This window comes from Thalassospira mesophila, from assembly GCF_002115755.1.
In the GTDB taxonomy this organism is placed as follows: domain Bacteria; phylum Pseudomonadota; class Alphaproteobacteria; order Rhodospirillales; family Thalassospiraceae; genus Thalassospira; species Thalassospira mesophila.
In genome coordinates this window covers 1-11,569 of record NZ_JFKA01000023.1, presented here as the reverse complement: position 1 = coordinate 11,569, position 11,569 = coordinate 1, and the positions used below count along the sequence as shown (strand labels likewise).

12 protein-coding genes and 1 riboswitch are annotated in these 11,569 nt (G+C 55.9%); of the genes, 5 read left to right on the top strand and 7 right to left on the bottom strand.

The genetic code is table 11. The features are described from left to right. The first annotated feature begins 520 nt into the window (after nucleotides 1-520). From TMES_RS21655 to TMES_RS21645, 3 genes are all read left to right on the top strand, one after another. Nucleotides 521-1,321, top strand: coding sequence for a glycerophosphodiester phosphodiesterase family protein (locus TMES_RS21655; protein WP_245835545.1), 801 nt, complete (start codon nucleotides 521-523; stop codon nucleotides 1,319-1,321). Between the two features lie 99 nt (nucleotides 1,322-1,420). Then, complete coding sequence (locus TMES_RS21650) at nucleotides 1,421-2,818, top strand: MATE family efflux transporter (protein ID WP_085586523.1); 1,398 nt, start codon at nucleotides 1,421-1,423, stop codon at nucleotides 2,816-2,818. Between the two features lie 113 nt (nucleotides 2,819-2,931). Next, nucleotides 2,932-3,309: a cupin domain-containing protein gene (locus TMES_RS21645; RefSeq protein WP_211275988.1), complete on the top strand. Its 378-nt coding sequence runs from the start codon at nucleotides 2,932-2,934 to the stop codon at nucleotides 3,307-3,309. 60 nt (nucleotides 3,310-3,369) lie between these two features. Here the strand turns inward: TMES_RS21645 and TMES_RS21640 are convergent, their stop codons facing one another. The 4 genes from TMES_RS21640 to TMES_RS21625 form a co-directional block, all read right to left on the bottom strand. Then, nucleotides 3,370-4,635, bottom strand: a complete 1,266-nt coding sequence (locus TMES_RS21640) for a hypothetical protein (RefSeq protein ID WP_085586521.1) — start codon at nucleotides 4,633-4,635, stop codon at nucleotides 3,370-3,372. Between the two features lie 62 nt (nucleotides 4,636-4,697). Further along, complete coding sequence (locus TMES_RS21635) at nucleotides 4,698-5,501, bottom strand: ABC transporter permease (RefSeq protein WP_085586519.1); 804 nt, start codon at nucleotides 5,499-5,501, stop codon at nucleotides 4,698-4,700. Next, nucleotides 5,498-6,133, bottom strand: a complete 636-nt coding sequence (locus TMES_RS21630) for an ABC transporter ATP-binding protein (protein ID WP_085586517.1) — start codon at nucleotides 6,131-6,133, stop codon at nucleotides 5,498-5,500. The genes TMES_RS21635 and TMES_RS21630 overlap by 4 nt, the downstream gene beginning before the upstream one ends. Nucleotides 6,134-6,158: 25 nt before the next feature. Beyond that, nucleotides 6,159-7,118, bottom strand: coding sequence for a helix-turn-helix transcriptional regulator (locus TMES_RS21625; protein WP_085586515.1), 960 nt, complete (start codon nucleotides 7,116-7,118; stop codon nucleotides 6,159-6,161). 233 nt (nucleotides 7,119-7,351) lie between these two features. Between TMES_RS21625 and TMES_RS21620 the strand changes: the two genes are divergently transcribed. Both TMES_RS21620 and TMES_RS21615 read left to right on the top strand, forming a co-directional pair. Then, nucleotides 7,352-7,828 carry a low molecular weight protein-tyrosine-phosphatase gene (locus tag TMES_RS21620; RefSeq protein ID WP_085586513.1) on the top strand — a complete coding sequence of 159 codons (477 nt, stop codon included), beginning with the start codon at nucleotides 7,352-7,354 and terminating at the stop codon, nucleotides 7,826-7,828. Nucleotides 7,829-7,961: 133 nt separating this feature from the next. Beyond that, on the top strand, nucleotides 7,962-8,753 hold the full coding sequence (locus tag TMES_RS21615; protein WP_158091292.1) for a fructosamine kinase family protein: 792 nt from the start codon (nucleotides 7,962-7,964) through the stop codon (nucleotides 8,751-8,753). Between the two features lie 96 nt (nucleotides 8,754-8,849). On the opposite strand, the gene folE is transcribed toward TMES_RS21615, so the two are convergent. From folE to metZ, 3 genes are all read right to left on the bottom strand, one after another. Further along, nucleotides 8,850-9,440: a GTP cyclohydrolase I FolE gene (folE, locus tag TMES_RS21610; protein WP_085586509.1), complete on the bottom strand. Its 591-nt coding sequence runs from the start codon at nucleotides 9,438-9,440 to the stop codon at nucleotides 8,850-8,852. Nucleotides 9,441-9,511: 71 nt separating this feature from the next. Continuing rightward, nucleotides 9,512-9,904 carry a Co2+/Mg2+ efflux protein ApaG gene (gene apaG / locus TMES_RS21605; RefSeq protein ID WP_085586507.1) on the bottom strand — a complete coding sequence of 131 codons (393 nt, stop codon included), beginning with the start codon at nucleotides 9,902-9,904 and terminating at the stop codon, nucleotides 9,512-9,514. 194 nt (nucleotides 9,905-10,098) lie between these two features. After that, nucleotides 10,099-11,301, bottom strand: a complete 1,203-nt coding sequence (gene metZ, locus TMES_RS21600) for an O-succinylhomoserine sulfhydrylase (protein WP_085586505.1) — start codon at nucleotides 11,299-11,301, stop codon at nucleotides 10,099-10,101. Nucleotides 11,302-11,377: 76 nt separating this feature from the next. Next, nucleotides 11,378-11,452, bottom strand: a riboswitch (SAM riboswitch). Nucleotides 11,453-11,569: the final 117 nt, after the last annotated feature.

Sequence of the window (11,569 nt, the reverse complement as noted above, 5' to 3'; positions counted from 1 at the left end):
CAAAAAGGTCCGTCGTCTCCAGGATGCACAGACTGTAGCGCCATAACGCCGCCCGCGCATCCCTTCCTACTGATCAACAATGTCAAAGAACTTCGAGGGAAAACCTCGTCCCGGCCAGTCCGCGTCGCCGTAGTTCGTAGCGCCGCACCCCGTCGGTGGAGGCGGGTTATAGGCCCCAACCCGCGACCTGTAAACACCTTATTTGAAGAATTTGTGAGATTTTTGCTTAAAGTTAGGTGCCTGCCCGAAACAGTCCGCATAAAAGCTGGGGTTTGCGGACATCGCGGGTGCAGCATTTTTTAGGGCCGCACTGCAATACCGACCCGCAATGGCGGTTTTATGACAAATGACGGGTGAGGTATCCACCGGCTATTGCCTTGGAGTCCGGGCATTTCCCGTCATAAACGAAGAAAACCCGCCCTGGATCGACATAGTATTTTCGCTTTTGTAAATTTTGCAGGCAGCGTAAAGAGGTTTTAGCCACATTTGATACAAACGGGGCATTGGACGGCGAACGGACATGCGGCCAGACCGGCGGCATTCGCGATCCGCCCGCCAGTTCCTCTATAAACAGGTAAAGCACAGCATGATCCGCATTCCCCATATTATCGCCCATCGCGGCGCCTCGATTGAAGCCCCGGAAAACACCATTGCCGCCTTTCGAATTGCCCAGGTGCGCGGGGTTAACTGGATTGAATGTGATGTGACGTTAAGTGCAGATGAACAATGTGTGCTGATCCATGACGACACCCTTGATCGCACCACGAATGGCACCGGCCCTGTTCATCATCAGGATCTGGCAAGCTTGCGCGCCCTTGATGCCGGGGCATGGTTTTCAGACATATATAAAGGGGAGCGGATTCCGACACTGAGCGAAACACTTGATACACTGGCCGCCCTTGATATGGGGGTTAACCTTGAGATCAAGCCATCGGGCTGTGATGCCATGGTGCTGGCACGCCGTGTTGCCGCCGAAATTGGCAATCGTCGCGATGTGCCCATTTTGCTATCAAGCTTTGATGCCGATGTGGTGGCCGTGATGGCGGAGCTGTGCCCGAGCCTTGATTGTGGCTGGCTGGTAGAGGAAATTCCGGGCGACTGGAAAAGCCGGTATGAAACCCTGAAGGCCGCAGCCCTGCATGTGGACCAAAAACAACTTACAGCTGAAAAATGTGCTGAAATAACAGGCGAAAAGGTGCCTTTGATCTGTTATACGGTCAATGATCCGGATCGGGCGCGCTTATTGCGGTCCTGGGGTGTTCGCGCGATTATCACGGATAATCCCGCTTTGATGACAACGGCCATTCCCCCCATTCGGTAGACGTGCCTTCATTTAACAAGATGCCCCGTCATCAACTGATATGTCGCCGCCACCAACGGACATATCAGACAGGGACACATTTCGGAAACGCCCAGACCCATGACGACGCCCCACAATGGCATGATGCCCGATATATCGCCCCAGCCGCTTTATCCCCATAACCGGGTGAAACGGCATTTGTCCGAACTGTTCCGACTGGCCCTGCCGGTGGTGATAGCGCGCATCGGCATGCTGATCATGTCGGTGGTCGATACCATTATTGTCGGCAATTACGACAGTTCCAGCCTGGCCTATCTCAACATTGCCCATGCGCCGTTCATTTCCTTAATGATCACGGGGTTTGGTCTGTTGATCGGCATCATGATTATGACATCGCACGCCATTGGCCGGAACAACCCCAAGGCAGCAGGGCAGGTTTGGCGGGCGTGTTTTCCGTATGGTGTTATTTTAGGCTTTGGCCTGGCAGTCCTTGCCTGGCAGTCAAAATGGATTTTCATCCTGAGCGGCCAGCCCGGCGCGATTATCGAACATTCCACCGAACTGGCACATATTCTGGCACTGGGCATGCCTGCGGCCCTGATTTACATTTCCTGTTCTTTCTTTATGGAAGGGTTACAGCGCCCATTACCGGGCATGATGCTGATGGTGGCTGCCAATGTTGTGAACCTGATCCTTGATTACGGGCTGGTTTATGGCGTTTGGGGTATGCCCGAGCTAGGTGCTGCCGGTGCGGCATGGACATCGACCATCATTCGCTGGTTAATGGCGGGCACCATGCTGGCCTATGTCTTGTTGATGCGCGACCATGTTTTGTTCGGCTTGCGCGACGGGTTTGCAAACTGGTGGCATCATTCGCGCGATATCCGGTCGATGGGATATGCCGCCGGGGCCAGCCAGGGCATGGAAACAGCCGCCTTTAGCACGATGCAGCTTTTTGCCGGGCGCATCAGCATCATGGCAGCGGCCAGCTATGGCATTACCATGACCATTTTGTCGCTGATGTTTATGTTTGCGCTGGGGCTGGCATCGGCCACATCTGTGCGGGTTGGCATTGCCTATGGCCGGCGGGACCGTGCCGATATGGCGCTGGCAGGGTGGATCGGCCTGCTGACAACCATGGGGGTGATGTTTTGCCTGAGCTTGCCGCTTTATTTCTTTCCGGCATGGGTGGCAGCGCTGTTTAGTGAAGACGCCGTCGTGATTGCCGGAACCTCCGGCCTGTTGCTGTTAATGCCGATTATTTTCCCCACTGATGGTGGCCAAAATGCCGCCATCAGTGCGCTGCGCGGGACGGGCGATAAATGGGCACCGACGGTTTTACACATGTTTTCCTATATCTGCGTCATGATCCCGGCGGGATATTATCTGGCCTTTGTCCGCGACTTGGGGGTTGCGGGCCTGTTCTGGGGCATTGTGATTGCCAGTCTGGTCGCGGTTAGCGGCCTTGCCATGCGGTTTCGTATTGTATCTGGCCGGGAATTGCCGTCTTACCCTTGATAATGCTGACGCGATTGTAGCGCGACAAAATGGTCCGCCCGATATTTTCGGAGCGGACCTTTTTAAAACGCGCAAGGACCGGGATGCTGAAAGCCCAACAGAAGGATTTCAGCATGGCAAAGATACCGACAAACACCCTGCCCGCCGATAAGACCAATGCGTACATGTGGCAGGGAAACCTGCAAGATGCGATGCAAGCCCTGCGTACCCGCCGCGATCCGCGGTTCGAGGTTTTGTTAGAACATGGCAGCATGTCGGTTGAAATATATGCGCCCGACAAGAGCGACCCGCAGACACCCCATCGTCAGGACGAGCTTTATATTGTCCAGTCCGGGTCGGGGATGTTTTACCGGGGCGGGTCACATTGCCCGTTTGGCGCGGGCGATGTGTTGTTTGTGCCCGCCGGAATCGACCACAGATTTGAAGATTTCAGCGACGATTTTGTCACCTGGGTTATTTTCTGGGGGCCAGAAGGCGGTGAAGCGCCCTGATATCGATGGGATCATCGCCGTGCCACCGCCGCGCCACCGCCGTTCCTAACCTGCCCGTTTTTAACCGGCCTGATGGCGCGACGCCGCAAGCGACAGGCCCGGCATCAATAGATCGCAAAACGGGATAACCAGCGCATCAAACGCCGCCGCGGCCCGGGCGGCATCGATGCGAATAATATGCTGTTCGATATCACGCTGGGTCGACAGGCTGTTCAAACTGGCCAATTCGGGCAGGCTTGCCACCAGCAAATCAAAAAGGCTGATCTGATCGGCGGTCGCGCGATCGTCAGCCAGATTACCCAAATGGTTATAAAGCGCCATCGCCAGAAACCAGCGGCAATAGGGCAACAGGCCCTGTATGATTTCATCGCGCTGTTGCGGCTGCACATATTGCTGCAAATCGGGGTCAAGCCAGACAGCATTTTGCACCCCGGCAATGAAAGCATTGCGATGTGCCGGGTTGGCCTCGGAAAAGAACAGCGCGGTTAACCATGCCGATAGATCATCGAGTGCGGCCTTGCGGCTTTGCGGTGTGGCATCGCCCGCATAATCAAGCGCGGGCATTGGGGGCTGGCCCGACATGGCAAGCGAAGCAATTGCCAGATCCATCACCGCGTGGGTTAGCCATGCCTGATGCCAGATTTGCATCGGGCGGAAATACGGTTCTTTTTCATCGCCCCCGGCCTCGATCCAGCTTTCGATCAAATGTGCCCGGCCAAGGGCAATGCCGATTTGCAGGGCATTTTCAAACCCAAGCCCGTCTGCCGCCAGAACCGACCGTGCGCCCAGCATGTCGTCAAGCAGGGGCAAGCTGGCAACGGCCTGATCACTGCGCACCCCCGCCCCGGCGGGCAGATAAAAAGACGGCGCATCCCCATGACCAATAACGGCGCGCACATGGCGGCCCAAACGGCCCCAATAGACCAGCCGAACCGGTTGCGCACGCTTGCGCCATAACGGGCGGGTTTCCTCCCAGTTGGCGGTTTCAAATTCCGTTACCGACATTGCCTGGGCCAGACGCGCCAAAGGTTTGGCCACCGCGGCATTTAAATCTGCCACCGTGCCAATATGGGCCAGTGATAACCGCCAGCCGGGCTGTTCGTGCGGGTGATGATCCAGCCACAAATGGGCAAAGCCATCGGCCCCGGCACGTTCCATGGCCGGGGCAACCAGATCAAGGAACATTTGCAGCGGGGCGGGAATGCCCGCCATTTGATGGTCCGGCAGCGGATCGCCAACGATAAAGGTACGAAGGGTGATATCTTCCCCGTCGGGCCGGTTGGCAAAAACAGGGGGCAAAAAACCGGCATAATCATCGGCGGGCATGACAAACTCGCTATGTGGTCAACAAAACAGATATATCGCAGGCAGCGGCCCGGACACGAAAGCTAGCGGATTTTAAGGCGGTCCAATCGTAAACGATGGCGCGGATCGCTCAGCCGCCAAACCCCGCACCGCACGGCCAGCCACACGCCAAGCCCGGTGGCACCGGCAATCAGGAACATCAAAAGAAGTTGATAAAGAACTGCCTGCAAGGGGTCAATCCCGGCAAGGATTTGTCCGGTCATCATGCCGGGAATAAAAACAATGCCGCAGGCCGACATCGAATTTAAAACCGGGGTCAGCCCGTTTTGCATGGCAACCCGCATGGCAGGGGCAAAAGCCTGATTGCGCGTGCCGCCAACGGCCAGCCTGGCCTCGATCGCCGGGCGCATGTCGTGGGCCGCTTCGCCCAGACGCATCAGGCCCAGCGACACCCCGTTCAGACTGTTGCCCAGAACCATGCCCAGCAAGGGAATAACAAAGCGCGGATCATACCACGGGTCGGGGCGAAACTGGGTGGTCAGCGCAAACACCGTAACCACAATAGAGGCCGCCGCCATTGCCCCGGTGCCAAAGGCAAAACCCCACAGCCCGGTAAAACGATATTTTTGCCGCGCCGTGGCCTCGCGCCCGGCAAACAGCACCATGATAACAATTAACAGAACGGTCCAGGCCGGAGCATTGAGCGCAAACAGATATTGCAACACCAACCCCAGCAGCAACAGCTGCACCACCATGCGCAGGCCCGCAACGACAATTTTGCGGCCCAGCCCCAGCCGGTAGACCACCGAAACCAACCCGTGCGCCAGCAACAAAATCGCTGCCAGACCAACATCAAAAATATCAAGATGCACAAACTGATTGATCATTTGACGCCCGCCACCATGTCGTCGAGGGATATTTCGTGACATCCGGTTTGATCAAGATGGAAATGGCGATGCCCCAGCAGTTTGGCCTGTTGCGGATTATGGGTAACCAGCAAAACCGCCCCGCCGCGTTTGGCATAGATCCGCAGCATGTCAACCACCGCATCGCTGGCCGCCGGGTCCAGTGCCGATGTTGGTTCATCAAGCAACAAAACCGCAGGTGCGCCTTCCATACCGCGCAATAAAGCCAGTCGCTGGCGTTCGCCGGTTGAAAGTTCGGCGATCGGGCGCTCGAGGATATTTTCGGGCAGTAACAAGGCCGCAAGGCGGGTGCGCACAGCCGATATTTCGCGAAAATGCGGACCGGGGGTTTCTGCCCACCAGCCCGGTTCGGCGGCAAGATAGCGCACGCGGTCGCGCCATTTGGGGGCGGGCATGGTGGCAAGGTTGGCATCGCGCAGCTTTACGCTGCCCGAACGGGCGGGTTCCAGATCGGCAATCGCGCGCAACAGGCGGCTTTTGCCAATGCCCGATGGCCCGCGCAGGGTGACAATTTCCCCCACATGCAGCGCCAAAGTAACCGAAGGAAGATCTCCCGCCACCAGATCGGAAATTTCAAGAACGCGATCTGCCATCAAACCCCTTGCCCACCTGTCAATATCAGGCGCGGGTCAACCCCGCATGCCCCAAATAGGCTTCACGATAAACAGAAGGCGGCATTCCGACAAGTCGGCGAAAATCGCGCGAGAAATGGGCGTTGTCGGTAAAGCCGCACCAATAGCCGATTTCACCAATCGACATTTGTGTACCGCCGATCAATCGGCAGGCCTCGCGCACCCGTGTCAGGCGCATTAAATCGGAAAAGCGGGTATTGGCATTTTGCAAGCGGCGCTGAAGCGTGCGGGCCGATGTATCGAGTTGGGAAGCCACCTCGTCGATGGTCCAGCCACGGCCGACATCGGCTTCAAGAATGGCCGCCAGTTTGCGAATAACCGGGCGCCCTACTATGGCAGGCGGGGCCGTACCGGGCATGTTGGCCATAAACGGGTAGCCCGGCGATACCGGCACAAAACTTTGCCAGCTAATGCGCCAGCGCAGCCCGCGCCCGGCAAAATCGCGCACCTTTACCAGTTTGCCATTGCGCACCATGGTCACACCCGACCCGTGGGAGGGCAAAACCACGCTGGTAATGCCTTCAACCCCGATCGCTTCAAGCAGGCCAACCATAAAACCGTGCAATAACAGGTTTTCCACCCGTGACGGGGCCTGCCCGCGCACAGCCCCGCGATGCAGGGTAATAGAACGGTTTGTCGCCTGATATTCCGTCCGGCCCCGGGCATGGGCATAACTTTCCAGCCGACGCCAGCGTTCTGCAACCAGGCTTGGCGTGCCGCCGTGGCGCAGCATGGTTAAAATTGGTGCCTGTTCCTTCAAGGCCAAATGACGGCCCAGCTTGACCAGCACATAGGACCCTGCCGCCGCTTCAAGGCGTAACATCACGGTGCGCAAGCGGCCCGATGTCATAACGGTGCTTTCAGGGACAAGCTCGTATCCCTGCGGCAACCATGCCAGTTGGCGAATTAACGCACCTTGAAGGCCAAACGAAACAAATTCCTGCATTAACGCATTATACCCCTGATTGTTGGCGTAATCTTACAAGCTTCTGTTGCTGCGGTCACGCTGCGTGAATAAATATCACGAAGCTGTTACAAAAGCCCCGACCAGCCCCATTTTACCAAGGACCAAAACCCGCGCCAAGACGCACGGGCTTTCACGCTGGCCCTGTCAGGTGTAAAACTTGCGGCGGGTTTATCAATTTGCGGCCACGCGATGGGAACAGGGCGAAAATAAGCATGATCAGGGTTTTGTTTGTCTGCACCGGGAATATTTGCCGCTCGCCCACCGCCGATGGCGTCTTTGCCCACATGGTTGCAAAGGCGGGGTTAAGCCACCACATCGTCGTCGATAGCTGTGGCACAACATCATACCATATTGGCGCGCCTGCAGACCGGCGTACGGTAAAAGAAGCCGCCAAACGCGGCTATGATTTATCCCCGTTGCGCGCCCGGAAACTCGCCATCAGCGACTATGACACATTCGATTATCTGATTGCCATGGATGACGGGCATTTGGATATTTTGCAACGCGCCTGCCCCGAACACCGGCAGGAGCGGATAAAACTGTTTCTGGATTTTCACCCCGAACGCCGGGGCCAAAGCGTACCGGACCCTTATTATGGCGGGGCCGGTGGCTTTAGCCATGTTCTCGACCTGATCGAAGAGACATCGCGAAACCTGCTCGATTATGTGCGTGATCAGCACAATTTGTAAAAACAAGCATCGATGCATTCATGACAGCGGCACAGACACATTCACTGACGCAACGCATTAAGGATATTACCGGGCGCACCGTCATCCGGGCAAAAACCTGTCACAAAGTGCGATGGCGCGGGTGGATATGCTGGTGCTTGACCGTGCAATCACCCTTCCCGGCCCCACCGCACCCCGTGACATGCCCCATACCAGGGTCATTGCCAAACAAACCCGTAATGGGCAAGCCCGAACCGAAGGATTGATGCTGACCGCACTGGGGCAAAGCTCGCCAGTGCCTTATCCCGGTGTAATCTTTTCCGACGATAATTTGCTGGTGATGGAATATGTGACGGCAGATGGCGATGCGGGGCGAAGCGGCCTGCGGGATCTGGCACCTGTGCTGGCTGCCCAACACAATGTGACCCGGCCTGATTTCGGGTTCGATATCGACACCCTGATTGGTGGTTTGCCCCAGCCCAACCCGGCAACCCAAAACTGGATCGATTTTTTCCGCGATCATCGCCTGTTATTTATGGCAAATTGCGCCGCCCAACAGGGCAACCTGCCCGCTCCCCTGCACCGCCGCCTGGAAAATTTAGCGCCCCGGCTGGGCGAGTTTATCGCACCAGATATCACGCCGTCTTTGCTGCATGGCGATTTATGGGGCGGCAATATTCTGTATCATCAGGGCAAGCTGGCAGCCTTGATTGACCCGGCGGTTTATTATGGCGATGCCGAAATTGAACTGGCCTTTGGCACCCTGTTCGGGGATTTAACATCGGAATTTTTTCACTGCTACCAGCACCATCGCCCGATTGATCCGGTATTTTTCACCCACCGGCGCGATTTGTATAATCTTTACCCGTTGCTGGTGCATGCCCGGCTGTTTGGCGGATCCTATATCGGCGCAATTGATCGCACCTTGACCCGGTTAGGGTTTTAACCAAACCGCGCACAACGCCCAAAAATAAAGGCTGCACATCATGAATGTGCAGCCCGAAATTATCAAATCATCATGTCGGCCAAACCGGCAGCACGCTTATTTCCCGATCATCGAGAAAAATTCGCGCCTTGTGACCGGATCATCGCGAAATGCGCCCAACATGCGGCTGGTTACCATCGAAACACCGGTTTTGTGAACGCCGCGTGTGCTCATGCATTGATGGTTGGCATCAATCACAACAGCCACCCCCAGAGGATCAAGTTCCTCCTGAATGGTATTGGCGATTTGTGCCGTCATCTTTTCCTGAATTTGCAGGCGTTTGGCATAAACCTCGACCACGCGGGCCAGCTTGGAAATGCCCACCACCCGTTTGCGCGGCAAATAGGCCACATGGGCCACGCCAATGATTGGCACCATGTGATGTTCGCAATAGCTTTCGACACGAATATCGCGCAACAGCACGATTTCGTCATAGCCATCGGTTTCATCAAAGGTGCGGCGCAAAATTTCGGCCGGGTCCTGTTCATAACCGGCAAAAAATTCGCCATAGGATCGCACAACGCGATCAGGGGTGCCGCGTAATCCCTCACGGTCGGGATCATCGCCCGCCCAGCGCAACAATGTGCGTACCGCTTCCTCAGCCTGTTCTCGGCTGGGGCGGTTCACTGCCGTTTCGTCGTTGCACATAGTCTATCCTCTTTATCTGTCCTGAACGGTTCTTTGCACCTGACCCCGGCAAAGTATCCCTGGCATTTATATTAGTTCAAAGTTGTCGCGCTGTGCGGACTATCGAGTGAGAAAGCAGGAATTTCAATGTTAAACTCGTTGCCCTCGAGATCAGCCATGACATAGTGCCCAACCATAAATCCACCCGGCGTCGCCAGTGGTGCGCCACTGGTATATTTAAAACTTTCGCCCGCCGCGATCACAGGCTGTTCACCGATCACGCCATCCCCGTCCACGATCTGGGTTGCCCCGCGAGAATCGGTGATCCGCCAATGACGGCGCAACAATTTAACCGTATTGTCGCCTTCATTTTCGATCAACACACGATAGGCCCAGACATAACGATGACGATTCGGGTCTGATTGCTCATCAAGAAAACTCGGCTTGACCGATACCTTGATCTTGTTTGTTACAGCCTTGTACATTCAGAACTCCAGACCAGATTTCTCCGCACATTACGGAAAGCCCTGTTTACTCTTGGTGCAGTATTTAGACAGTCGCGGTTCAAACCGCTACCTGTGTAAACGCAAACACCCCCTTATTTGTGCCATAAATCTGTAAAAAGAAACGGCCTGCACATGTCAGGCCGTCGTGGCAATTGCTCATATTGTGATGTTTTTTATACGTTCAACGCCGCGAACAGATCTTCTTTCAAATCATCAATGTCTTCCAGCCCCACCGAAAGACGCAACATGCCTTCGGTAATGCCCATCGTCAGCTTGTCTTCACCCGGTACGCGCTGATGCGTCGTGGTCCAGGGGTGGGTGGCAAGGCTTTTGGCATCGCCAAGATTGTTTGAAATATCAATCAGCTGCAAATTATCAAGCAACGAAAACGCCGCCTGCTTGCCGCCCGCCAGTTCCAGCGCGATTAACCCGCCGCCCCGGCCCGACATTTGCTTCATCGCAATTTCATGCTGCGGATGGCTGGCAAGCCCGGGATAAATGACATTGGAAATTTGCGGCTGCTGCGACAAAAACGTCGCAAGTTCGGTCGCATTGCGAATATGGGCATCCATCCGCAGGCTCAGGGTTTCAAGGCCCTTTAGCAACGTCCAGGCGTTAAACGGGCTCATGCTTGGCCCGGTATGGCGCAAAAACTGGGTTAAATGGTTATCGTGCCATTCCTTGTCGTTAAACAGGATCGCCCCGCCAAGGCACCGGCCCTGACCATCGATATGTTTGGTGGCCGAATACACCACAATATCGGCACCCAGTTCAAACGGGTGCTGCAAAATCGGGGTGGCAAACACGTTATCCACCACCACCCTGGCACCGGCCTTGTGCGCAAGTTCGGCAACAAAGGCGATGTCGATCACTTCAAGGGTCGGATTTGACGGTGTTTCAAGGAAAACCGCATCGGCCGGTTTGGACAGGGCCTTTTCCCACGCATCATGATCCGTGCCATCGACCAGTTCGGTTTCAACACCAAAACGCGGCAACAGCGTGGTCAGAATAAACTCGCACGACCCAAACAACGCGCGCGAACCCACAACACGCCCGCCCGCCTTGGTACAGGCCGCCAGCGCATTCCACACCGCCGACATGCCCGACGCTGTTGCGCGGCAATGCTCAACACCTTCAAGCAAGGCCAGGCGTTCTTCAAACATCGCAACAGTGGGATTGGCAAAGCGTGAATAGACGAAACGTTCCGGCCCACTGCCATCAAACGAGGCTTCGGCCTCGGCGGCGGTGTCATAGACATAGCCGGAATTCATAAAAATGGCTTCGGAGGTTTCGTTAAATCCGCTGCGTTTGGTACCGCCCCGCACAGAACGGGTTGCGGCACGCCATTTATCGGAAGCCTTTTTTTCGGTCGTCATCGTCTTGCTCCTGTGCCCGGCGCATTTCACATACCGGGCATAAAAAACCCCGACCGGCAAATAATCAGGTCAGGGGGGCGATGCCATCCTGTCCTCTTTAGCGGTTTTTAACGTGGCCGCAAGCCGGTCTACAAATCCCACGAAGGCGCAGACTACGCCCGCCATTTGCGAACGTCAAGACATCGACACGGCAAAAACCGCCCAAAAACGCCGGTTTTGTCCCTAAAGCCAGTCCCTGACGCAATAATACATAGCATAATTTCGGTGG